Origin of the sequence: Enterobacter chuandaensis (assembly GCF_003594915.1) — a bacterium.
Taxonomy (GTDB): Bacteria; Pseudomonadota; Gammaproteobacteria; order Enterobacterales; family Enterobacteriaceae; genus Enterobacter; species Enterobacter chuandaensis.
Window position 1 is genome coordinate 160,139 of sequence record NZ_QZCS01000005.1, and the last position, 23,846, is coordinate 183,984.

Here is a 23,846-nt window from a genome sequence, read left to right on the forward strand (position 1 = left end):
GGAACAATATGGCAGTCTTGCCGCCTGACGACGAAATATAACGAGGATACGTTTATGACAATTGTGCGCATTGATGCCGAAGCCCGCTGGTCTGATGTGGTGATCCATAACCAGACGCTGTACTACACCGGTGTACCGTCAAATCTGGACGCGGATGCGTTCGAACAGACGGCGAATACCCTGGCGCAGATTGATGCCGTGCTGGAAAAACAGGGCAGCGATAAATCCCGCATTCTGGATGCGACCATTTTCCTGGCAAATAAAGACGATTTCGCGGCGATGAATAAAGCCTGGGATGCGTGGGTGGTGGCGGGTCACGCGCCTGTACGCTGCACCGTACAGGCCACGCTGATGAAACCGGAGTATAAGGTAGAGATCAAGATTATCGCGGCGGTTTAAGCCCGTTACTCTTCATCTTCATCCTCAAAACGCGCCACGATCCGCTCGCCGGTATGGGTGGCGCGCAGCTCCTCCGCCACCTGGGAAATCGCCTGTCCGCTGCTCATCCCCTGGGACATCAGCTCCTGGATACGTTCAACGGCTTTCTGCTGTTGGTCATGGCTGAGAGAAGGTAAACCTGCAAACATCGTCAACTCCTGCTAAATTATTCGCGCTAATTATTTCACGCTGCCCGGTAGTATGCCATACATGAACATGCGCTTCCCCACTGTTATTACCTTACCCTGGCGGGCTGACGCCGCTGAGTTCTGGTTTGCTCGTCTGAGCCATCTTCCCTTTGCGATGCTGCTGCACTCCGGCCATGCGGATCACCCCTACAGCCGCTTCGATATTCTGGTAGCCGATCCGCTGAAGACGCTGACCACCGATGACCTTGCGTTATCGGACGATCCGCTGATGCAGCTACAGCAGGAAATCAACGCGCTGGGCTTATCCGCAACCCCAACCCCGGACCTGCCCTTCCAGGGCGGTGCGCTGGGCCTGTTTGGCTACGATTTGGGTCGCCGTTTCGAAACGCTCCCCGAGCATGCGCAGGCGGATATTTCCCTGCCGGATATGGCGGTGGGGCTGTATGACTGGGCGTTGATTGTGGACCACCAGAAAAAAAAGGTCTCCCTGCTGAGCCATCAAGACGTGCAGGCGCGTCTGGCCTGGCTTGAGGCGCAGCAGCCTGCCTCAACTGAGACGTTTGCCCTGACCTCCGGCTGGCGCTCAAATATGAGTGCGATGGAATACGCGGAAAAATTCGCGCGCGTTCAGGCCTATCTGCAAAGCGGTGACTGCTATCAGGTCAACCTTGCCCAGCGTTTCCAGGCAGAATATCAGGGAGACGAGTGGCAGGCCTTTACCCGCCTGAATGCCAGCAATAAGGCGCCGTTCAGCGCGTTCGTACGTCTGGAACAGGGGGCCGTCCTCAGCCTGTCGCCGGAGCGTTTTATCCATCTGGCGGAAGGTACGATTCAGACCCGCCCGATTAAAGGCACACTACCGCGCCTTGCCGATCCGGACGCCGACCGCCAGCAGGCGGAGAAACTCGCCGCCTCACCGAAAGATCGCGCCGAAAACCTGATGATCGTCGACCTGATGCGTAACGATATTGGCCGCGTCGCCGAACCAGGCAGCGTGCGCGTGCCGGAACTGTTCGTCGTCGAACCGTTCCCGGCGGTACATCACCTTGTCAGCACCATCACCGCGCGCCTGCCCGCCTCACGCACCGCCTGCGATCTGCTGCGCGCCGCCTTCCCGGGCGGCTCCATCACCGGCGCGCCAAAAATTCGCGCTATGGAAATCATCGACGAACTGGAACCGCACCGCCGCAGTGCCTGGTGCGGCAGCATCGGCTATATCAGCCTGTGCGGTACCATGGATACCAGCATCACCATTCGCACGCTGACGGCCTGCGACGGCAACCTTTACTGTTCTGCGGGCGGCGGCATTGTGGCGGACAGCCAGGTCGAGGCGGAATACCAGGAAACCTTTGATAAGGTGAACCGCATCCTGAAACAACTGGAGAACTAACGGTGGAGAAAGAGAACCTGACGCTGGATGATTTTCTGTCGCGCTTTCAGCTGCTGCGGCCGCAGGTCAACCGCGCCACGCTGAATCAGCGTCAGGCGGCGGTGCTGATCCCGGTGGTGCGCCGGGAACAGCCGGGCCTGCTGCTTACGCAGCGCTCGCCGCATATGCGAAAACACGCCGGTCAGGTTGCTTTTCCCGGAGGCGCGGTGGACAGCACCGATGCGTCGCTGATTGCCGCCGCGCTGCGGGAAGCGCAGGAAGAGGTGGCGATCCCCCCTGACGCGGTGGAAGTCATCGGCGTGCTGCCGCCCGTCGACAGCGTGACCGGTTTTCAGGTCACGCCTGTGGTCGGTATTATTCCCCCCGGCCTGCAGTATCACGCCAGCGTCGATGAAGTCTCAGCGGTGTTTGAGATGCCGCTCGAAGAGGCGCTCCGGCTAAGCCGCTATCATCCGCTGGATATCCATCGCCGGGGGCATGACCATCGGGTCTGGTTGTCCTGGTATCAGCATTATTTTGTCTGGGGCATGACGGCGGGCATCATTCGTGAACTGGCGCTGCAAATCGGCCTGAAGCCTTGACTATACTTTACATTCCACCCTTTTCTGGCAGGTTTGCGATCCGTGTCGCGCTATTAGCAAAACCCATCGTTAACCATTAGTTTAATTCATGTGAATAGTTAAGCCGAGGTCAGTGTTCCCTCTTACACTATGCGCAGTTATTACATCGTTACTGGAACCCCGGTAACCCTGTCAGGAGTGTGAAAGTGATTAGTATATTCGACATGTTCAAAGTGGGGATTGGTCCATCTTCTTCCCACACTGTAGGGCCGATGAAGGCCGGTAAACAGTTCGTCGATGATCTGGTCGAAAAAGGATTACTGGAAAGCGTTACCCGTGTTGCCGTGGACGTCTACGGCTCGCTGTCATTAACGGGTAAAGGCCACCACACCGATATCGCCATTATTATGGGTCTGGCAGGCAACATGCCGGACACTGTTGATATTGATGCCATTCCGGCATTTATCCGCGACGTGGAAACGCGCGGACGCCTGCTGCTGGCTAACGGTCAGCAGGAAGTGGATTTCCCGCAGGATGACGGGATGCGTTTTCGTAGCGACAACCTGCCGCTGCATGAAAACGGCATGACCATTCACGCCTGGAGCGGTGAAAAAGAGATCTACAGCAAAACCTACTACTCCATCGGTGGTGGCTTCATCGTTGATGAAGAGCATTTTGGTAAAGAGAGCGCGGGCGATGTGAATGTGCCCTATCCGTTCAAATCGGCTACCGAAATGCTGGGCTACTGCAAAGAGACCGGCCTGTCGCTGTCCGGCATGGTGATGCAGAACGAACTGGCGCTGCACAGCAAAAAAGAGATCGAAGACTATTTTGCCAACGTGTGGCAAACCATGCGCGCCTGTATTGACCGTGGGATGAACACCGAAGGCGTTCTGCCGGGGCCGCTGCGCGTACCGCGTCGTGCCTCTGCCCTGCGCCGTATGCTGGTGACCACCGATAAGTTCTCCAACGACCCGATGAACGTGGTTGACTGGGTCAACATGTTTGCCCTTGCGGTTAACGAAGAGAACGCTGCGGGGGGTCGCGTTGTGACGGCGCCAACTAACGGTGCCTGCGGCATCGTTCCGGCGGTGCTGGCCTACTACGATCACTTTATTGAGCCTGTGACGCCGGACATCTACATCCGTTATTTCCTCGCGGCTGGTGCCATCGGTGCGCTGTACAAGATGAACGCGTCCATCTCCGGTGCGGAAGTGGGCTGTCAGGGTGAAGTGGGCGTGGCCTGCTCCATGGCTGCGGCCGGCCTGGCGGAACTGCTGGGCGCAAGCCCTGAGCAGGTCTGTGTGGCGGCGGAAATCGGTATGGAGCATAACCTCGGTCTGACCTGCGACCCGGTTGCCGGTCAGGTGCAGGTGCCGTGCATTGAGCGTAACGCTATTGCGTCCGTTAAAGCGATCAACGCCTCACGCATGGCGATGCGCCGTACCAGCGAACCTCGCGTGTCGCTGGATAAGGTTATCGAAACCATGTATGAGACCGGCAAAGACATGAACGCGAAGTACCGTGAGACCTCGCGCGGCGGTCTGGCCATTAAGGTGCAGTGCGACTAATCCTCTCATTCGCCCATCTGCAACGGATGGGCGAATTTCCCTCTTCTTTCTCGTCTCCTTCTGCTTTCCCCACTACACTTTCACTGTTGCGTCCGGCTTTTGGGGCTGGTGGCTTAGCAGGCGACCGTTCATGCAAACTGCACAAACGATCATTAAAAACTATCGCCGTAAACGCGTTATCGTCTGTGTGACGATTGCGCTCCTCACGCTCATCCTGACGTTAGGCGCTCGCTTTGTTTCGCAGCGCAATGTCAACCAGCAGCGCGTTCTCGACTTCACCAGCCATGCCGTTCGCTCTCTCGATAACCTGCTGCTCTCTTTAGAAAAAAACCGCAACGCGTTGCAGCAGCTGGTGGGGCAGCCCTGCTCCCGGGCGCATTTGTCCCTGCGAAAGCAGGCCGCCGTTTTGCAGACGGTACGCTCTGTTGCTCTGGTTAAAGACGGTGTCCTGTATTGTTCCAGTATTTTTGGCAGCCGTAATGTTCCCATTCATGATCTCCTTCAGGAATTACCTGCCAGCACGCCGAAGCTGATTTTATCGACCGATCGGTGGCTGGTGAAGGGCGGCCCAATTCTGGTCCAGTGGAACCCGGTCTCCCCGAGCGGCACAGATGGCGTGATCGAAATCGTTAATATTGATTTGATTACCAGAATGATACTGGAGCCCGAGCGTCCGCTTATCCATGACGTGGCGCTGTCCGTGGGCGATCGCTTTCTGCGCTACGGTCAACGCGTCACCGACAGCCTGGCTTTTGCTGAAGATGGCTCGCTCGTCCGGCAGTCATCAACCCGCCATCCCTTCTCCATCACAGTTAGCGGGCCTGGTCCCGGCGAAGTAGCCTTAAAGAGCCTGCCGGCACAGCTGCCGCTGGGACTGATGCTGAGCCTGCTGCTGGGCTATCTCGCCTGGCTGGCCACAGCGAACCGCATGAGCTTCACCTGGGAAATCGATATGGGTATTGCGGAAAGGGAATTTGAGCTTTTCTGTCAGCCGCTGGTGAATGCCCGAACTCAGACGTGCATCGGGGTCGAAATTCTGCTGCGCTGGAATAACCCGCGCCAGGGGTGGATCTCCCCGGACGTGTTTATCCCTCTGGCCGAAGAACATAACCTGATTGTTCCCCTCACCCGGTATGTCATCGCCGAAACGGTACGCCAGATAGGCTATTTCCCCTCCAGCGCCGGTTTTCACATCGGCATTAATATTGCCGCCAGCCATTTCCGGCGCGCGGTCTTATTACAGGACCTCAACCGCTACTGGTTTAGCGCAAACCCGCGCCAGCAGCTGGTGATTGAATTAACGGAACGGGACGCGCTGCTGGATGTGGACTACCGCATCGTGCGCGAGCTGCATCGCAAAGGGGTGAAGCTCGCCATTGACGATTTTGGCACCGGGAACAGCTCGCTCTCCTGGCTTGAAAAGCTGCATCCGGATGTACTGAAAATCGATCGGTCATTTACCACCGCAATTGGTACCGACGCCGTGAACTCAACGGTGACGGATATCATTATTGCTTTGGGTCAGCGCCTGAATATCGAACTGGTGGCGGAAGGGGTCGAGACGGATGAACAGGCGCGGTATTTACGTCGTCACGGCGTGCCGGTTCTGCAGGGATATTTCTATGCGCGACCAATGCCGCTGCGGGATTTTCCACAATGGTTGGCGGAGAGTACTCCCCCGCCAGCGCGTCATAACGGGCACATCGTGCCCTTAATGCCGCTGCGTTAAGCGGACTTATTCATCTTCGTCGTGGAAAGACTGTTCTTTAACAATGCGGACCAGATCAACGCGGTAGTCGTTAGCTTCAACGATGGTGATGTGCAGCGGTGGTAGCTCGATCACATCCCCCACGCGCGGGATCTGACCGTTAACGGCGATAACCAGACCCGCTACGGTCGCGATGTCTTCTTCGTCGTTAATCACATTTTCCAGCCCCAGCGTATGCGAGAGCGCGTGCAGGTCGGTCGCACCTTTAACCAGCCAGCCTTCGCCGTCGGCCACAATCTCAGGCGTTTCATCCTCGTCCGGGAATTCACCGGCAATCGCTTCCAGCACGTCCAGCGGCGTCACCAGACCCTGTACCACACCAAACTCGTTGGTGACGATAACAAAGCTCCCGCGCGCGCGGCGCAGCACGCCCAGCAGGTTGATCGGATCTAACGTTTCCGGCACCACAATCGCCGGTGACGCGGCGGCGATAGCCTCGACGTTGACGCCCTCTTCCAGGGCCACCAGCATCTCTTTCGCCCGCACGACGCCGATGATTTCATCCAGCTCACCGCGGCATACCGGGAACAGGCTGTGCGGTGAAGAGAGCAACTGCTGACGAATTTCGTCAACGCTCAGGTTCGCATCGACCCAGCTGATTTCCCCGCGCGGCGTCATGATCCCACGCAGCGAACGGGAGGCCAGGGAGAGCACGCCGTTAATCATGTAGCGCTCTTCTTCCACAAACGCCCCTTCCGGGACCGGCACCGGGTTACGGTTTTCGGAATCAGACTGGACGTTCACCTGGCGACGACCGCCCATCAGGCGCAGAATGGCATCTGCGGTACGGGCGCGCAGCGGCAGATTTGACTGCTGCTTAATAAAGTTACGACGCGCAATCTGGTTGAACAGCTCGATAATGATCGAGAAGCCAATCGCAGCGTACAGGTAGCCTTTCGGAATATGGAAGCCGAAACCTTCCGCCACCAGGCTCAGGCCAATCATCAGCAGGAAGCTCAGGCAGAGCACAACCACCGTCGGATGCTGGTTGACGAAGCGCGTCAGCGGTTTTGAGGCCAGCAGCATTACCGCCATCGCAATCACGACAGCCGCCATCATCACCGGCAGGTGGTTCACCATACCGACCGCGGTAATCACCGCATCCAGCGAGAAGACCGCATCCAGCACCACGATCTGCAGCACTACCACCCAGAAGCTGGCATAGCCCTTACCGTGACCATCATCATGCTGCCGGTTCTCCAGCCGTTCATGTAGCTCTGTTGTCGCTTTGAACAGCAGGAATATCCCCCCGATCAGCATGATCAAATCACGGCCGGAGAAGGTGTAGTCCATGACGGAGAAGAGCGGTTTGGTCAGCGTGACCATCCAGGAAATCACAGACAGCAAGCCCAGTCGCATGATCAACGCCAGCGACAGACCAATCAGACGTGCTTTATCACGCTGTTTTGGCGGCAGCTTATCCGCAAGGATGGCAATAAACACCAGGTTATCAATGCCGAGAACGATCTCCAGCACCACCAGCGTAAGCAATCCCACCCAGATTGACGGGTCCATTAAGAATTCCATGACAAGCTCCTGCTAAAGGAATGACAAAACGGTGCCCCACTCAACGTGGGCAAATAAGAGGCATACAGAGTCGATACGTGGCGTGGTTCGCCGGTGAAGAAGGCGCGGAATGGCCTGTTAGATGACTGACGTCGGTGACGGTCCATATAGTGGGCTGTAGCCCTATACTCCTGAACAAGTAAACGGAGGCTAAACATATCAGAGACAATAGCTTTTACGCAAAGATTTACGTTCTTTTGCAAAAACGCAATAAGACTAAATTTGTGTTGAGAATTTTCTCGATCGGGAAAGCTAAATTACGGATCTTCATCACATAAATTATTTTTTCACTGTCTAAAATAATTCGCGGAAGTCTTAGATTTTTGAACTCTAACCCTTATCTGAATCGATTCGGTTCGCCAATACGATTCTCAGTACGTCTGCCCGGCAGGCGTATTAATGATAATAAAAGGAGGTAGCAAGTGACCATTGCTATTGTCATAGGCACACATGGTTGGGCTGCTGAGCAGCTACTCAAAACGGCAGAGATGCTGTTGGGCGAGCAGGAAAACGTCGGCTGGATCGATTTCGTTCCCGGTGAAAACGCCGAGACGCTGATTGAGAAGTACAACGCTCAACTCGCGAAGCTGGATACCAGCAAAGGCGTGCTGTTTCTCGTTGATACATGGGGCGGCAGCCCGTTCAATGCTGCCAGCCGTATTGTCGTCGATAAAGAGCATTATGAAGTCGTCGCCGGGGTTAACATCCCTATGCTGGTGGAAACCTTCATGGCACGCGACGATAACCCGAGCTTCGATGAGCTGGTAGCACTGGCTGTTGAAACCGGTCGCGAGGGTGTGAAAGCACTGAAAGCGCAGCCGGTTGAGAAGCCAGCGCCTGTTGCAGCAGCGCCAAAAGCGGCGGCACCGGCGAAACCAATGGGGCCGAACGATTACATGGTAATCGGCCTGGCGCGTATTGATGACCGTCTGATCCACGGACAGGTTGCGACGCGCTGGACCAAAGAGACCAACGTACAACGTATCATCGTGGTCAGTGACGAAGTCGCCGCCGACACTGTCCGTAAAACCCTTCTGACTCAGGTTGCACCACCGGGCGTAACCGCGCACGTCGTGGATGTCGCCAAGATGATCCGCGTTTACAACAACCCGAAATATGCGGGTGAACGCGTGATGCTCCTGTTTACTAACCCAACAGACGTCGAGCGTATTGTTGAAGGCGGCGTGAAAATCACCTCGGTTAACATCGGTGGGATGGCTTTCCGTCAGGGCAAAACGCAGGTCAACAACGCGATTTCAGTCGATGCGAAAGATATCGAAGCATTCAACAAGCTGAATGCCCGCGGTATTGAACTGGAAGCCCGTAAGGTTTCCACAGACCAGAAACTGAAAATGATGGATTTGATCGGTAAAGTTGGGAAATAAGCCCGCGCCGGTTTTTCACATAAAGCTTATGTCATAGGAGAAGTACAATGGAGATTACCACTCTTCAGATTGTGCTGGTGTTCATCGTCGCGTGTATTGCGGGTATGGAATCCGTACTTGATGAATTTCAGTTCCACCGCCCTCTGGTGGCCTGTACGTTGATTGGTGCCGTTCTGGGCGATATGAAAACCGGTATCATCATCGGGGGTACCCTGGAGATGATCGCCCTGGGCTGGATGAACATCGGTGCAGCCGTTGCGCCAGATGCCGCACTGGCCTCAATCATTTCGACCGTTCTGGTTATTGCCGGTCACCAGAGTATTGGTGCAGGTATTGCCCTTGCCATTCCTCTGGCCGCAGCTGGTCAGGTGCTGACCATTATCGTGCGTACCATCACCGTGGCCTTCCAGCACGCAGCGGATAAAGCGGCCGAGAACGGCAATCTCACGGCGCTCTCCTGGATCCACGTGTCGTCCCTGTTCCTGCAGGCGATGCGTATCGCGATCCCGGCAGTAATCGTGGCGATTTCTGTCGGTACCAGCGAAGTTCAGGGCATGCTGAACGCGATCCCTGAGGTCGTGACCAGCGGTCTGAACATCGCGGGCGGTATGATCGTCGTCGTAGGTTACGCAATGGTCATCAACATGATGCGTGCGGGCTACCTGATGCCGTTCTTCTACCTCGGCTTCGTCACTGCAGCCTTCACCAACTTCAACCTGGTTGCTCTGGGCGTGATTGGTGCGGTAATGGCGATTCTTTACATCCAGCTCAGCCCGAAATACAACCGCGTTGCGGGTGCCCCAGCGCAGGCTGCTGGTAACAACGATCTCGATAACGAACTGGACTAACAGGTGAGCGAAATGGTTGATATGACAAAAACTACCACCGAGAAAAAACTCACTCCGGGTGATATTCGTGGCGTGTTCATCCGTTCTAACCTGTTTCAGGGTTCATGGAACTTCGAACGTATGCAGGCGCTGGGCTTCTGCTTCTCTATGGTGCCGGCGATAAAACGTCTCTATCCGGAGAACAACGAAGCACGTCGTCAGGCGATTAAGCGTCACCTGGAATTCTTCAACACCCATCCTTACGTCGCGGCGCCGGTTCTGGGCGTGACGCTGGCGATGGAAGAGCAGCGTGCGAACGGCGCAGAGATTGACGATGGTGCTATCAACGGTATCAAAGTCGGTCTGATGGGTCCGCTGGCCGGTGTGGGCGACCCTATCTTCTGGGGTACGGTTCGTCCGGTCTTCGCGGCGCTGGGTGCCGGGATCGCGATGAGCGGCAGCCTGCTCGGTCCACTGCTGTTCTTCATCCTCTTCAACGCGGTGCGTCTGCTGACCCGTTACTACGGCGTGGCCTACGGCTACCGTAAAGGCGTGGACATCGTTAAGGATATGGGCGGCGGCTTCCTGCAGAAACTGACCGAGGGGGCGTCAATTCTCGGCCTGTTTGTGATGGGGGCACTGGTTAACAAGTGGACGCATGTGAACATCCCGCTGGTGGTGTCGACCATCACCGGTCAGGATGGTCAGACCCGCGTCACCACCGTGCAGACGATTCTGGACCAGCTGATGCCGGGCCTGGTCCCGCTGCTGTTGACCTTCGCCTGTATGTGGCTGCTGCGTAAAAAAGTGAACCCGCTTTGGATCATCGTTGGCTTCTTCGTCATCGGTATCGCGGGCTACGCTGTCGGTTTGCTGGGCCTGTAAGACATTGCGTTATCGACCGGGGGCTTTGCCCCCGGTTTTTTTATCTGGAGGATGAATGACTGTTACGGACATCGTACTGGTGCTGTTTATTGTTGCCCTGCTGGCTTACGCTATCTATGACGAGTTCATTATGCCTCGCCGCCACGGCGAGACGCTGCTGACCCTTCCCCTCTTACGCCGTGGACGCATTGATGCGTTTATCTTCGCCGGTCTGGTGGTCATCCTGATTTACAATAACGTGACCAGCCACGGTGCACTATTAACCACATGGTTATTATGTGCGCTGGCATTAATGGCGGTTTACCTGTTCTGGATCCGCTCGCCAAAACTCATTTTTAAAAAACACGGATTTTTCTTCGCCAATGTCTGGACAGAATATAACCGCATTAAAGAGATGAATTTATCCGAAGACGGCGTGTTAGTGATGCAATTAGAACAGCGCCGACTGCTCATTCGGGTCAAGAATATTGATGACCTCGAAAAGATCTACAATTTACTCCTTAAAACTCAATAAGTTATAATTATAGCAAGGCTATAAATGGCGATATTTCATTGCGCACATTATAGCCCTTGCTATAACTCTCTTTCTTATCAACTTATATTAATTAACGATATTTTCACGCATAAATCTAAATGAAAATCGTTATCAGAAAGGCGGTTAAATTAAGCCTTTTTCGATGTTGTTTTATATTCTCAAAATATGTTAAGGTTGCGCCCGTCGTTGGGGAGTAGCCGATTTCCTGCACGCAGGAAATGTACGTGTCAACATACTCGTTGAAAAACGTGGCGCGTACGGATCGCTTTCAGCACGCTTACCGTGCAAAAAGGATCAGGCGAGACCATAGATACATCAACTGCTGTTTACTGGGGGCAGTGATGTGTCATATGGATATCCCCGGTCTGGACGCTCTTATGAACATCTCCGCTACGATCCTCCTCGCTTTTGGCATGTCCATGGATGCATTTGCCGCCTCTATTGGCAAAGGCGCCACACTCCACAAACCTAAATTCTCAGAAGCGCTGCGCACCGGTCTGATCTTTGGTGCCATCGAAACGCTGACGCCGCTCATCGGCTGGGGTTTAGGCATGCTTGCCAGCCAGTTCGTACTCGAGTGGAACCACTGGATTGCGTTCGTCCTGTTGGTGTTTCTCGGTGGCCGAATGGTCATTGAAGGTTTTCGTGGTAACAGCGATGAAGATGAAGAGCCGCTGCATCGCCACGGTTTCTGGCTGCTGGTCACCACGGCCATTGCCACCAGCCTGGACGCGATGGCCGTCGGGGTGGGTCTGGCGTTTCTGCAGGTGAACATTATCGCCACCGCGCTGGCCATTGGCTGCGCAACACTGATTATGTCAACGCTGGGCATGATGGTCGGGCGGTTTATCGGCCCGCTGCTGGGTAAACGCGCCGAGATCTTAGGCGGTATTGTGCTGATCGGCATTGGTGCCCAGATCCTCTGGGCACACTTCGCGCCTTAAGCGTCGCGCTGCCAGACGTGGATACTGAAATCGGTCTGGCAGCTAAACGTCGTCCGCGCCGCTAACGTTTCCCATACTTCTGACTTTGCCCGCCACGCGAACGGCGTCATCTGCAGCAGGGCTACCGCTTCTTCCCCGTTCAGATTCATTTCATACGCCACCGACCGCGCCTGCTTCAGGGTAAAACCTGCCAGCTGTTCAGAATGTGGAGCATGCAGACGCACATCGTCGTAAATAAGCCCTTTCAGCTCCATCAGGTGACGCGGTCCCGGCGTGACGGTTATCACCCAGCCTTCGGGCTTCACCACGCGCGCCAGCTCTTCTGCTTTACACGGCGCGTAGATGCGGATAACGGCGTCCATACTGGCATCCTCAAACGGCAGCCGGTGGCTGGATGCCACGCAGAACGTCACGTCAGCATAACGTTTAGCTGCCGCGCGAATCGCCACTTTTGACACATCGAGGCCAAAAGTTCCGGCCCCCTTCTGGCGCATCACCTCCGCAAACCGCGCGGTGTAGTACCCTTCCCCGCAGCCAATATCAAGCATCGCGGACGCCGGGTCAGATACCCGCTCATCAAGCATCTGCGCGACCGTCTCCCGCAGCGGCAGATAGTGCCCGGCATCGAGAAACGCACGGCGCGCCTGCATCATCTCTGCGCTGTCGCCCGGATCGCGGGAGCGCTTGTGCTGCACCGGCAGAAGATTCACGTAGCCTTCTTTCGCCATATCAAACTGATGTCCCTGCGGACAGGCATAACTTTTATCTGAGCGCGTCAGGGGCGCGTGGCAAAGGGGACAGCTGAAGGACATGGCAACTCCGGGACATAAACCAAAGGGCGAAGTGTACCGCTATTCGCCCCGCTATAAAACGACTCGATCACCGCATGACGATAAGGTGGTCAGAACCGGCCGGAAGGCCATCGGGTTTGATATTCTCCAGGCGCAGCACGTTACCCATGATTTCGCTGAAGACCGGCGCTGAAACCGCACCACCGTAGTAGGCCCCGTTTTGAGGATCGTTGATCACCACCACCAGGGCGAAACGCGGATCGCTGGCGGGCGCAACGCCCGCGGTGTAGGCGACGTATTTATCGACATATTTGCCGCTATCATCAATTTTCTTCGCCGTCCCGGTCTTCACCGCCACGCGATAGTCGCGCACGGCGGCCTTAACGCCGCCTCCACCGGGTAGCGCGACGCTCTCCATCATGTGCTCCACTTCATGCGCGATCTCCTCCGGCATAACGCGGTGCCCGATAACGGGCGGATCGATGCGGGTGATCGAGAGGGGGCGCTCAAGCCCGAAGCCGCCAATCGTCGCGTAAACGTGGGCCAGCTGGAGCGGCGTGACCATCAGGCCGTAACCAAAGGCAAAGGTTGCGCGGTCAAGCTGGCTCCAGTATTTACGCTGTGGCAACAACCCTGCGCTCTCGCCCGTCAAGCCCAGCCCCGTATTTGTGCCAAACCCGAAGTTTCGATAGGTATCAATCAGATGCTGGACAGGCATCGCCAGCGAGAGCCGGGAGACACCGGTGTCGCTCGATTTTTGCAGGATCCCGGTCATGGTCAGTTCAGGATAATAACCCACGTCGCGGATATGATGCCCGTCAAGTGTATACGGGTGGGTATCAATGACGCTGTCCGGCTGTACCAGCCCCTGCTGCAGAGCCGTCATCAGCACCAGCGGTTTGACGGTCGAACCGGGCTCGAACGTATCGCTGATCGCCCGGTTGCGAAAATCGTTTATCGTCGCGCCTTCCCGGTTATTGGGGTTGAAATCCGGGTAGCTCGCCATGGCGAGAATTTCCCCGGTGGGGATATTAATCAGCACCGAAGCCCCTGACTCGGCCTTGTTCCAGGCCACGGCGTTATCGAGCGCATCCTCGGTAATGGTTTGCAGACGCTCGTCAATACTCAACTGGATGTTATGCGCGGGCGTAGGCGCCACTTCCGTCAGGTTTTCAACCACGCGCCCGTAGCGATCCTCCCTGACCTGTCGGACACCCGCTTTGCCCGTCAGCTGAGTATTGAAGCTTTTCTCCACCCCTTCGATACCCTGCCCGTCAATATTGGTGAAGCCAATCAGGTTCGCCGCCACGTGGCCTGCCGGGTAAAAACGGCGGGATTCATCGCGCAAATTAATGCCGGGTAAATTGAGCTTATCAATCCACTTTGCCTGCGCAGGATCGACCTGACGCGCCAGGTAGATGAAGCGGCCCTGGGGGTTAGCGTTAATCCGTGATGAAAGGGTGCTCAACGAGAGATGCAGCGCGCTCGCCAGCGCCTGCCAGCGTTCATCAAACCCAACGCCCCCTTTTGCCAGCACCGTTTTTGGATCGGCCCATACGGCTCTGACGGGTACGCTGACCGCCAGCGGTCGGCCTTCACGATCCATAATCATTCCGCGCGGCGCATCAATCGCCAGCTGGCGGAGGGAGCGCATATCCTCCTGCTTCACCAGATTGTCAGGTTTGATGATTTGTAGCCAGGCAACACGGCCAAGCAAAAAGGCCAGACTGCAGAAAATAGCGAAACAGAGCAGCGCAAAACGCGCCGGCGTAAAATTGCCAGCGGTCATTATCAATTTCTTCTTCACCTGAACCCCAGGACTGTTAAACAACGCCCTGATTTAACGGGAAAAGATGCGCTGAGGGAGGCGAAACTGTGCTACTAACCTCGCAGCTTTGCAACAAGTTGCTAACAAGACGGGAGACAGTAATATTTTGAAAGATACGGAATAAAAAAGCCCCGCATTGCGCGAGGCTTTATGTCTGAGAGTGAAGTGCTATGCGCTTCAGTCAGCAGCGATTCGATCAGATAGCAGTTACGTTAACTGCAGCTGGGCCTTTCTGGCCGTCCTGAATTTCGAACTCAACGTTCTGGCCTTCAGCCAGAGTTTTGAAGCCGTTACCCTGGATTGCAGAGAAGTGTACGAACACGTCTTTGCTGCCATCAGCAGGAGTAATGAAACCAAAACCTTTAGACTCGTTGAACCACTTAACTTGACCTTTAATCTTTGCCATTTTGCAAAATTCCTTAGAGTGTTTTCTTAGCCCGCAGGCATTAACTGAGATAAAACTGAGACATTACTGCATGAGGCACTAATATAAGGTTCGGCAGAGAAGCGGTATTCAACGACAACGTGTTTACTCAGGACTTCTTTACTGAAAATGCCACACATAAACAGAACTGTACCTCGTTTGACCCAAAACGTGTTATCACACACTATGTTTAATATGGCAAGCCATTTTTAAACATGTCTCGATCCGCCGCACAAATTCGAACACTGTCTGTAAGGATTTGCACAATTATGCGCTCAACATACAGACGGCTTTACTCCCTTACACAGACTCAACGCTGCTTGCGCAAGCGCTGTAATCTAAGACTTTTTTAACATAGCTCAATCATTACAATGCGTCCAGCAGACGGGAAAAGAAATCTTAAGCATTGATTGAGTTAGAACAAATTGTGAAAACTTATGCTTAAATCATTGTAACGGAACTGTATTGTTTCAGAACGAATTCGGCGTTATTAGCATCGCCCGACTGTATTAAAATGCAGCGCTGAATAAACAGCGTTATGCACTAAAATAATGAAATTTTTATGACTCTGCATCAAAATAAGGCAAGCAAAACGTTTCGATAAAAATAAAACAAGCCCTTGCACGTTTACATACAAAATATATGCAACAATTACTCGCTTCGTTTATACGGGTAAATATTCGCCTGTTTTCAGTATACTGAAACTATTATTAACTGCTGCTACAGTATTCAGCGCGGCATAGGGCGTCTTTCCAGATGCGATTGAGAAGGCAGCTGATGGGCATCATCAGGAGATGACGAAAAACCTTTGAGGGTGATGGTTCAGGGAGGGGTCGTGCCGGGAAGGTTTCCACATCACAGCCACCTCCCCTCCAGTGACAATACGATTAGCGCTCAGCCACCAGGCGGATAAAATCGTCTTGATCGTTGTTATCTTCCGCGACAGTTTCTTTTGGCGCTTCTTTCTCTTCCGGCTCGTTCGCTTCGCACAGACGACGCAGCAGCGCATTCTGCCGCTTTTGCTGCTCAAGCAGCGCTTCCAGCAGTTCGATCTGCTCGTTCGTACGTGAACTGGCGCGGTTTACGAAAAACCAAATGACCAGACCCACAAGCAGAACAACTAAAGAGATCATCAGGGATGCCACATTTAGCAGCCCTGAATTCAGTAACTCACCCATTTCACCACCTCAATAAAAACGTCTATTTTACCACTGGCGCGAAGGAAGGAAATCATCTGAAGAAAAAATGCGTGTTACCACGGAATAAACTTATTGATTGCGCAAACGCCGCTAAAAAACTGTACATCCTGATCGCACATCACGTTGATAGTCTGCGTCCATAACACCACACACGCTATCAGCACGATAATCAGAATCACCCAGCGTATTTTTTTCACTCCACACTCCGTCTACATACCTGATGCAATCAGGTTATCACGGTTATCTTAAACAAGGACTAACTGTACCGCCATCGCGCCCTTTTCAGAATCCTGCACTTGTTTCATTACGTAAACCGTTTACGCTAGCGTTATGATAACAATGATAAAGAGGTGATGATGCGCGTAATTATTCGAACAATTATTGTACTGGTGATTCTCTGGATTGGGCTGCTGTTAACGGGCTACGGCGTGCTTGTGGGAAGCACCGAAAACGCCGCAGGGTTAGGCATTCAGTGTAAGTATTTAACCGCACAAGGCGTCAGCACGGCGCAGTATCTCCATTCGGATAGCGGGATCATTGGGTTGACCAACTGTCCGGTACTGCGTAAGACCTCCGTGGTGATTGATAATGGTTAATCTACAGGGGTAACGTCTGACAAAAAACGCCGCAATGAATGCGGCGTTTATTATGCTTCCCGGGATTAAAACGGATAGTCGTGATAACCCATCTGCTCAGAAATCTTACGCGCGGCAGTATGCAGGATAGCCACATATTCGTGCAGGCGCTCTTCCGAGAAACGCAGGGTTGGGAAAGAGATGCTCAAACCCGCGATCACCACGCCAAAGCGGTCAAAGACAGGGACGCCGATGCAGCGCAGCCCTTCTTCCTGCTCCTCGTTATCTTCGCCATACCCTTGTTCACGCACCTTGTCGAGCACCGTTAACAACTCATCGGTGTCGGTAATAGTGCGTTCAGTGCTGCGTTTATACTCCACGCCATCGAGGATCTGTTTCACCTCTTCACGATCGCGCCACGCCAGCAGAACCTTACCAATAGCCGTGCTGTAAAGCGGGTTGCGACGACCGATGCGTGAATACATGCGCAGGTTATACATGGAGTCAATTTTATGGATGTAAACAATGCTGTCCTCATCCAGTGCACCCAGGTGGATGGTCTCTTTGGTCAGGCGGGAGATCTCACGCATCTGGATATCCGCGCTACGGATCAGATCAACGTTTTGCAGTGCCCGGGCACCCAGTTCGAACAGTTTCAGCGTCAGAGAGTATTTTTCAGATTCGCCTTCCTGTGCAACATAGCCCAGCGACTTCATGGTTTGCAAAAAGCGATAAACGGTGCTTTTCGACATCATCACGCGCTGCGACAACTCTGTGATACCAATTTCACGCTCTTCTCCGAGCGCCTGTAAGATGCCAAACACCTTCAGCACGGAAGAAACAGAATCTGGCTGTTTATCCAAATCCGCAATTGCCATTTACCACCTCATAGAGAGTGTTTTATAAAAATCAGAACCGGTTTTTATTATAAATTCCCGTCATGTTACCTGCAATCAATCCGCGTTTACTTCGTTACAAATCTGCGACATAAAACGGCGTTAACGGTGCTAAAATAGTTACCCTGAGAATAATTTCACTTCGAGCTATTTATCCCTGATGGAAAAGTCCCTCTCCGATGGCCTGCCTTTACCCCAGCGGTATGGCGCAATTGCCACCATTATTATTGGTATCTCCATGGCCGTCCTTGATGGCGCCATTGCAAACGTTGCCCTTCCCACCATCGCCAGCGACCTGCATGCTTCACCCGCCAGTTCGATATGGATAGTTAACGCCTATCAGATTGCGATTGTGGTTTCCCTGCTCTCCTTCTCTTTTCTGGGCGATATGTTTGGCTACCGTCGGGTCTATCAGTGTGGCCTGGTGGTGTTTACCTTCACATCGCTGCTGTGCGCCCTTTCTGACTCTCTGCATACGCTGACGCTGGCGCGCATCGCGCAAGGTTTTGGCGGCGCGGCGCTAATGAGCGTCAACACGGCGTTAATCCGCTTAATCTACCCGCACCGCCATCTCGGGCGCGGCATGGGGATAAACTCGTTTATTGTCGCCGTCTCTTCGGCCGCCGGGCCAACGATTGCAGCGGCGATTCTTTCTGTCGCCTCGTGGCAGTGGCTGTTCGCCATAAACGTGCCGCTGGGTATCGTGGCCATCTTCTTTGCCCTGCGGTTTCTCCCCGCTAACGGCCCGAAAAGCACGATGCCGCGTTTTGACGTGGCAAGCGCAGTGATGAATGCGCTCACCTTTGGCCTGCTGATTACCGCCCTCAGCGGTTTTGCTCAGGGTCAGTCTCTGATGCTAACCGTCGCGGAGCTTGTTGCTCTACTGGTGACGGGCTTCTTCTTTGTTCGTCGCCAGCTTGCTCTGCCGGTTCCTTTACTGCCGGTCGATCTGTTGCGTATTCCTCTCTTTTCGCTCTCCATCTGCACGTCTATCTGCTCATTCTGCGCCCAGATGCTGGCCCTGGTTTCTCTGCCCTTCTTCCTGCAAAGCGTGATAGGACGTTCCGAAGTGGAGACAGGGCTGCTGTTAACCCCCTGGCCGCTGGCGACGATGGTGATGGCCCCGCTGGCAGGTTATTTAATTGAACGCGTTCATGCCGGTTTGTTGGGTGCGGTGGGGCTGGCAGTGATGGCAACAGGCCTTTTCGCGCTGGCTTTGCTTCCGTCATCACCAACCGATCTGGACATCATCTGGCGGATGATCCTGTGCGGAGCCGGGTTTGGTCTGTTTCAGTCGCCCAACAACCACACCATTATTACCTCTGCACCGCGTCACCGCAGCGGCGGGGCTAGCGGCATGCTGGGAACCGCGCGTCTGCTGGGGCAAAGCACCGGCGCGGCGCTGGTTGCCCTGATGTTTAACCTTGCCGGGCAAAACGGTAACCACGTTGCGCTTCTCACCGCAGGTGCGCTTGCCACCCTTGCAGCCGTTGTCAGCGGGCTGCGCGCGACTCAACCCGGCGTTCAGGCATAAAAAAAGCCGGGCGGAGACTTCTCCTGCCCGGCTTATTACTGCGCTTCGCGTTACTTCAGGTATTCCCCACTGCGCAGCGCTTCAATACGCTCATCCAGCGGCGGGTGAGACATAAACAGCTCGCTCAGCGACTTTGATTTGCCGTTGATGCAGAAGGCCATCATGCTGTTCGCTTCCTGCGGCTCGTAGCTGGTTTTCAGACGCTGCAGGGCTGCAATCATCTTCTCACGACCCACCAGCTTCGCAGAGCCGGCATCCGCGTGGAACTCACGGTGACGAGAGAACCACATGGTAATGATGCTTGCCAGAATACCGAATACCAGTTCCAGCACCATGGATACGGCGAAGTAGATCAGTGGGTTACCGTTGCTCTCTTCTCCTTCGTCACGGTTGCCGCCCATAAAGCCAGCCGCAATCTGCGCCAGGATACGGGAGATAAAGATAACGAAGGTATTCACCACGCCCTGAATCAGGGTCATAGTCACCATGTCACCGTTGGCGATATGGCTGATTTCGTGGGCGATAACCGCTTCGGCTTCGTCACGGCTCATGTTCTGCAACAATCCAGTGCTGACGGCAACCAGCGACGCATCACGACGGGCACCCGTAGCAAATGCGTTAATATCCGGGGCATGATAAATAGCCACCTGCGGCATGGCGATCCCGGCCTGACGGGATTGCTGAGCCACCGTATTCATTAGCCACTGTTCCATATCATTACGTGGCTGTTCGATAACTTCCCCACCTACTGATTTCAGGGCCATCCACTTTGACATCAGCAGGGAAATGAATGAGCCACCAAAACCAAACAGCAGCGCCATAATCAACAGACCCTGAACGCTGCTCGACTGAATTCCCGTCAGGCTTAGCACCAGCCCGAAAACCACCATTACCGCCAGGTTGGTGAGCAGGAAGAGCGCGATTCGCATCATAATTTTCTTTTAACCTCAGTTTAACAAAACGCACTATGCGATTACCCACATCGTATGGGTATTGCGGCTATTTTCAAGCATCCGGTAGCCGTAAGTCACCAGAAAGACACAACTTTACACAATTGGAAATCAGCCTGACGGAAGGATGAAAAACAAAAAGAAACAGGCACAATTTCTTGTGCCTGTTGGGAGATTATTTTGCCGGAGCGGGCTGTACGGCAGGCTTGTCTTTTTCCAGATTCGCCAGGTCGAGCGCGATATGCACCGTCTCGTCCAGGTATGGATCCGGCTCCTGGTAATCTTTTGGCAGATCGTCCAGTTTCTTGAGCAGAGGCTTACCTTCACGCTTAAAGCGATCGTTGATACGCGCCAGACGCGTTGCATCATCTTCGTTGTTCTCTTTTTCACGCTGAGCGTAATTAAGAGAAACGATATTCCGCTTATCTTTCAGGGCATTGAAACGCGCAATGTCCTTCATGATGTACTGGAATTCCGGATCTTTCGCGATGCGGTCATTATGCGCCTTCAGCAGTTCAGGGCCAAACTGCGTCATATCACCCGCTTTCACGTAGGTCGCGGCATTGATGCTGTCCCACGGCAGTGCGTTATCTTCAAACTTCTCGCCGGTTTCGGTCTCTTCCGTGCCTGTCGGCATCATGATATCCGGCGTTACGCCCTTACGCTGCGTACTGCCACCGTTAACACGGTAGAACTTCTGAATGGTGTACTGAACGGAGCCCAGCGCAGGCCATTCCGGACGCAGCATCTGATCGTAAATACGGTTCAGCGAGCGATACTGCTGAACGGTACCTTTACCGAAGGTGGGTTCACCCACGATCAGCGCACGGCCATAGTCCTGCATTGCAGCGGCAAAAATTTCAGATGCGGACGCACTGAAGCGGTCGACCAGGACCACCAGCGGGCCTTTGTAATAGACCACACCGTCGTTGTCAGCATCTTCACGAACTTTACCGTTGTTATCACGAACCTGAACCACCGGACCAGACGGGATAAACAGGCCAGAGAGCGACACCGCTTCCGTCAGCGCACCGCCACCGTTCGTGCGAAGGTCGATGATGACGCTGCTCACGTTCTGCTTCTCAAGTTTCTGTAGCTGAACTTTCACATCGTCAGTCAGCCCCACGTAGAAGCCAGGGATATCCAGGACCCCCACCTTCTCTTTACCCACGGTTTTCACCGACATTTTCACCGCGCGGTCTTCCAGACGGATACGCTCACGGGTCAGGGTAACGATACGGGTTTTCGTGCCTTTACCGGCAGGCAGAATTTCGAGACGAACTTTACTGCCTTTTGGCCCTTTGATCAGAGCAACCACATCGTCCAGACGCCAGCCAATGACATCCACCATGTTCTGGCCGGTTTGTCCTACACCCACAATGCGATCGCCTACGCTAATCGCTTTGCTTTTGGATGCCGGGCCGCCTGCGACCATGGAGTTGATCACCGTGTAATCATCGTCCATCTGCAGCACCGCGCCGATACCTTCCAGAGACAGGCTCATTTCGGTATTGAACTGTTCGGTGTTACGAGGAGAGAGGTAGTTGGTGTGCGGATCGATTTCGTGCGCAAAGGCAGTCATCGCCAGCGAGAAGACATCTTCACTGTTGGTCTGCGCCAGACGACGAATGGCAAATTTGTAGCGACGCGTTAGCGTATCGCGGTTCTCTTTTTCATCTTTGCCGGTCAGCTTGAGGCTAAGCTCGTCGTACTTAACCTTTCCGTCCCACAGCGCATTCAGCTCGGCTTCATTTTTCGGCCAGGGCGCTTTGCTGCGATCGAGGTTAAAGGTGTCATTGCCGGTGAAGTCCATTGGACGTTCCAGCACTTTCAACGCGTACTGATAGCGTTCAAAACGACGTTTTTGCGACAGGTTATAGAGATCGTAGAACAGGTCCAGCTTGCCTGACCGCAGCTCATCACCCACCTCGGATTTGCGCTTAGCGAACTGCTCGACATCGCTGGCGAGCAAAACGTTATGGCTGTAATCCAGCAAGTTCAGATAGCGGTCAAAGATTTTGGCCGAAAAGGCCTGATCGAGATCGAACTGACGATAATGCGAGCGGGTAAAACGTGAGGTCACGCGCTCGCTCACCGTCGCATGCTGCGTCTCTTCCTTGAGTACCGGAATTTGATCAACACGCGTGATATCGTCCACTGCGAAAGCGTGACCTGTTATGGCAAACAGACCCGCCAGCGCGGTGAGCTTAAAAAAAGTGTTCATGCCAGGCTTGGCCTCCGTTTCAGAACAACAAGTGTTCTGCGCGTACAATCATTGACATACCAGAAGTCAGCTGTACACGAACGCCATCTTTGGTGATTTCCAGTACGGTGGCGTCCATAGCATTGTTGCCTGCTTTTACCTTCAGCGCCTGACCCACGCTCAGAGCGTTGATGTCAGAAACCGGAGTATGACGCGGCTCTTCACGAGGCGCGCGCGGGGCTTTTGCTGCTGGTTTGTCTGCACGCGGTTTGCGATCGTTATTGTCGTGACGACGCGGCGCAGGACGTGGTTTACGTTCGCGACGAGGCGCTTCTTCCTGGCCGTTTGCCGCGGCGGCTTCGCGTTTTTTCGCCTGCTGTTCTGCACGTTGTGCCTGAACGCGTGCTTTGGCTTCTTCCAGCTGCTTGCGTGCGTGCTCAACGTGCTGCTCGTCCAGCTCACCGCAAGGGTTGCCGTCGAGATCCACACGGGTCGCGCCCGGTTTGATACCGTACAGGTAACGCCAGCTCGAAGTATAAAGACGTAAGGCGGAACGCAGCTGAGTTTTGCTGAGGTTCATTTCCCCTTCAACACGCGCCACCAGATCCTGAAAAATACCGACTTTCAGGGGACGAGCTTCACCTTCCGCGCTGAAGCACTGCGGGAAACGCTCGGCCAGAAATGCGATAACTTCTTTACTGCTATTCAACTTAGGTTGATTTTCCATGAAATTTCCTGATTACAACGGACGTTGCCAACAAGCGCAGGCATGAACAGGCGTCATTATAATGACGCTATCAGTAAATGCTACGTTATCCGTTGATTATCCTGCGACGCTCGCAAAGAATTTTTGATAATCGGTTGCAGCGAGGACGTTTTCAAGGTTCGCCACCAGCTCGCGCAGCCCCTGCTCGTCCTCGGTTGTAAAGCGGCTGAAGACCGTACTGTCGATATCCAGAACGCCAATAATCTGATTTTTTACCACCAGCGGCAGAACGATTTCAGAATTGCTGGCGGCATCACAGGCGATATGCCCGTCAAACGCATGCACATCTTCCACGCGCTGAACCTGATTCTCCGCCACCGCAGTGCCGCACACGCCGCGCCCTACCGGAATACGCACGCAGGCCAGTTTGCCCTGGAACGGCCCCAGCACCAGCGTATCACCTTCCAGAAGGTAGAAGCCGGCCCAGTTCACGTCAGCGAGACGTTCAAACAGCAATGCGCTAGTATTTGCCAGAGTGGCTAAGAAGCTGGTTTCACCCGCCATCAATGCCTTAAAATCGCGGTTCAGATCCGCGTAGAATTCTGTTTTGTTCATTATTCAATCACTTAGTTGTCTTACAAATTTACCGCATAGCCTATTAAAATAAGCAATAAATGCGCTCATGCTCAAGATGAATCCGTTCATGAGTTAATATAACGTTC

At 54.2% G+C, this 23,846-nt stretch carries 24 protein-coding genes and 1 pseudogene; 12 read left to right on the forward strand and 13 right to left on the reverse strand.

Annotation, left to right across the window (positions count from 1 at the left end; translation table 11 throughout):
- The first annotated feature begins 54 nt into the window (after positions 1-54).
- The gene (locus D5066_RS10305) at positions 55-399 is read left to right on the forward strand and encodes a RidA family protein (protein ID WP_028013528.1); all 345 of its coding nucleotides are present in this window, start codon (positions 55-57) and stop codon (positions 397-399) included.
- 5 nt (positions 400-404) lie between these two features.
- On the opposite strand, the gene D5066_RS10310 is transcribed toward D5066_RS10305, so the two are convergent.
- Positions 405-587 (reverse strand): YoaH family protein, encoded by a 183-nt coding sequence (locus tag D5066_RS10310; RefSeq protein WP_003859925.1) that lies wholly within the window; start codon positions 585-587, stop codon positions 405-407.
- Positions 588-648: 61 nt separating this feature from the next.
- On the opposite strand from D5066_RS10310, the gene pabB reads away from it, so the two are divergent.
- From pabB to pdeD, 4 genes are all read left to right on the forward strand, one after another.
- On the forward strand, positions 649-1,977 hold the full coding sequence (pabB, locus tag D5066_RS10315) for an aminodeoxychorismate synthase component 1 (protein ID WP_119915882.1): 1,329 nt from the start codon (positions 649-651) through the stop codon (positions 1,975-1,977).
- Between the two features lie 2 nt (positions 1,978-1,979).
- Complete coding sequence (locus D5066_RS10320; RefSeq protein ID WP_080329433.1) at positions 1,980-2,558, forward strand: CoA pyrophosphatase; 579 nt, start codon at positions 1,980-1,982, stop codon at positions 2,556-2,558.
- A gap of 185 nt (positions 2,559-2,743) precedes the next feature.
- Positions 2,744-4,108, forward strand: coding sequence for an L-serine ammonia-lyase (gene sdaA / locus D5066_RS10325; RefSeq protein WP_119915883.1), 1,365 nt, complete (start codon positions 2,744-2,746; stop codon positions 4,106-4,108).
- A 130-nt stretch (positions 4,109-4,238) separates the two neighbouring features.
- Positions 4,239-5,837, forward strand: a complete 1,599-nt coding sequence (gene pdeD, locus D5066_RS10335; RefSeq protein ID WP_119915885.1) for a cyclic di-3',5'-guanosine monophosphate phosphodiesterase PdeD — start codon at positions 4,239-4,241, stop codon at positions 5,835-5,837.
- 6 nt (positions 5,838-5,843) lie between these two features.
- Here pdeD and yoaE read toward each other — a convergent pair whose 3' ends face one another.
- Complete coding sequence (gene yoaE, locus D5066_RS10340) at positions 5,844-7,403, reverse strand: CNNM family cation transport protein YoaE (protein ID WP_119915886.1); 1,560 nt, start codon at positions 7,401-7,403, stop codon at positions 5,844-5,846.
- 461 nt (positions 7,404-7,864) lie between these two features.
- Between yoaE and manX the strand changes: the two genes are divergently transcribed.
- The 5 genes from manX (at position 7,865) to mntP (ending at position 12,018) form a co-directional block, all read left to right on the forward strand.
- Positions 7,865-8,827, forward strand: a complete 963-nt coding sequence (manX, locus tag D5066_RS10350; protein WP_080329438.1) for a PTS mannose transporter subunit IIAB — start codon at positions 7,865-7,867, stop codon at positions 8,825-8,827.
- 47 nt (positions 8,828-8,874) lie between these two features.
- A complete protein-coding gene (gene manY, locus D5066_RS10355; protein ID WP_003859914.1) occupies positions 8,875-9,675 on the forward strand; it encodes a PTS mannose transporter subunit IIC in 801 nt (266 codons plus the stop codon).
- A 12-nt stretch (positions 9,676-9,687) separates the two neighbouring features.
- On the forward strand, positions 9,688-10,539 hold the full coding sequence (locus tag D5066_RS10360) for a PTS mannose transporter subunit IID (RefSeq protein WP_006810994.1): 852 nt from the start codon (positions 9,688-9,690) through the stop codon (positions 10,537-10,539).
- Positions 10,540-10,594: 55 nt separating this feature from the next.
- Positions 10,595-11,053, forward strand: a complete 459-nt coding sequence (locus D5066_RS10365) for a DUF986 family protein (protein ID WP_119915888.1) — start codon at positions 10,595-10,597, stop codon at positions 11,051-11,053.
- A 398-nt stretch (positions 11,054-11,451) separates the two neighbouring features.
- The gene (mntP, locus tag D5066_RS10375; protein WP_133300906.1) at positions 11,452-12,018 is read left to right on the forward strand and encodes a manganese efflux pump MntP; all 567 of its coding nucleotides are present in this window, start codon (positions 11,452-11,454) and stop codon (positions 12,016-12,018) included.
- On the opposite strand, the gene rlmA is transcribed toward mntP, so the two are convergent.
- From rlmA to mgrB, 6 genes and pseudogenes are all read right to left on the reverse strand, one after another.
- Positions 12,015-12,830, reverse strand: coding sequence for a 23S rRNA (guanine(745)-N(1))-methyltransferase (gene rlmA, locus D5066_RS10380; RefSeq protein WP_119915889.1), 816 nt, complete (start codon positions 12,828-12,830; stop codon positions 12,015-12,017). The two genes, mntP and rlmA, sit on opposite strands and share 4 nt — an antisense overlap.
- Before the next feature lie 67 nt (positions 12,831-12,897).
- Positions 12,898-14,616 carry a peptidoglycan DD-transpeptidase FtsI2/PBP3(PARA) gene (gene ftsI2 / locus D5066_RS10385; protein WP_503487653.1) on the reverse strand — a complete coding sequence of 573 codons (1,719 nt, stop codon included), beginning with the start codon at positions 14,614-14,616 and terminating at the stop codon, positions 12,898-12,900.
- 217 nt (positions 14,617-14,833) lie between these two features.
- Entirely contained in the window at positions 14,834-15,043 is a 210-nt protein-coding gene (cspE, locus tag D5066_RS10390; RefSeq protein WP_001062678.1) for a transcription antiterminator/RNA stability regulator CspE, read from the reverse strand.
- 13 nt (positions 15,044-15,056) lie between these two features.
- Positions 15,057-15,201, reverse strand: a pseudogene (locus D5066_RS10395) (DUF2627 domain-containing protein).
- 747 nt (positions 15,202-15,948) lie between these two features.
- Positions 15,949-16,239, reverse strand: coding sequence for a YebO family protein (locus D5066_RS10400; RefSeq protein ID WP_080329444.1), 291 nt, complete (start codon positions 16,237-16,239; stop codon positions 15,949-15,951).
- Positions 16,240-16,313: 74 nt separating this feature from the next.
- Positions 16,314-16,457: a PhoP/PhoQ regulatory lipoprotein MgrB gene (mgrB, locus tag D5066_RS10405; protein WP_006175995.1), complete on the reverse strand. Its 144-nt coding sequence runs from the start codon at positions 16,455-16,457 to the stop codon at positions 16,314-16,316.
- Positions 16,458-16,616: 159 nt separating this feature from the next.
- Between mgrB and D5066_RS10410 the strand changes: the two genes are divergently transcribed.
- Entirely contained in the window at positions 16,617-16,856 is a 240-nt protein-coding gene (locus tag D5066_RS10410; RefSeq protein WP_080329714.1) for a YobH family protein, read from the forward strand.
- Between the two features lie 65 nt (positions 16,857-16,921).
- Here the strand turns inward: D5066_RS10410 and kdgR are convergent, their stop codons facing one another.
- Positions 16,922-17,713 carry a DNA-binding transcriptional regulator KdgR gene (gene kdgR, locus D5066_RS10415; protein ID WP_047367805.1) on the reverse strand — a complete coding sequence of 264 codons (792 nt, stop codon included), beginning with the start codon at positions 17,711-17,713 and terminating at the stop codon, positions 16,922-16,924.
- 178 nt (positions 17,714-17,891) lie between these two features.
- Here kdgR and D5066_RS10420 point away from each other — a divergent pair, with 178 nt between their 5' ends.
- Positions 17,892-19,265, forward strand: coding sequence for an MFS transporter (locus tag D5066_RS10420; protein ID WP_119915891.1), 1,374 nt, complete (start codon positions 17,892-17,894; stop codon positions 19,263-19,265).
- A 50-nt stretch (positions 19,266-19,315) separates the two neighbouring features.
- On the opposite strand, the gene htpX is transcribed toward D5066_RS10420, so the two are convergent.
- From htpX to msrC, 4 genes are all read right to left on the reverse strand, one after another.
- Positions 19,316-20,197 (reverse strand): protease HtpX, encoded by an 882-nt coding sequence (gene htpX, locus D5066_RS10425; protein WP_119915892.1) that lies wholly within the window; start codon positions 20,195-20,197, stop codon positions 19,316-19,318.
- Between the two features lie 193 nt (positions 20,198-20,390).
- A complete protein-coding gene (gene prc, locus D5066_RS10430; RefSeq protein WP_119915893.1) occupies positions 20,391-22,439 on the reverse strand; it encodes a carboxy terminal-processing peptidase in 2,049 nt (682 codons plus the stop codon).
- A 19-nt stretch (positions 22,440-22,458) separates the two neighbouring features.
- Complete coding sequence (gene proQ / locus D5066_RS10435) at positions 22,459-23,145, reverse strand: RNA chaperone ProQ (RefSeq protein ID WP_014884292.1); 687 nt, start codon at positions 23,143-23,145, stop codon at positions 22,459-22,461.
- Between the two features lie 96 nt (positions 23,146-23,241).
- The gene (msrC, locus tag D5066_RS10440) at positions 23,242-23,739 is read right to left on the reverse strand and encodes a free L-methionine (R)-S-oxide reductase MsrC (protein WP_119915894.1); all 498 of its coding nucleotides are present in this window, start codon (positions 23,737-23,739) and stop codon (positions 23,242-23,244) included.
- Positions 23,740-23,846 lie beyond the last annotated feature (107 nt).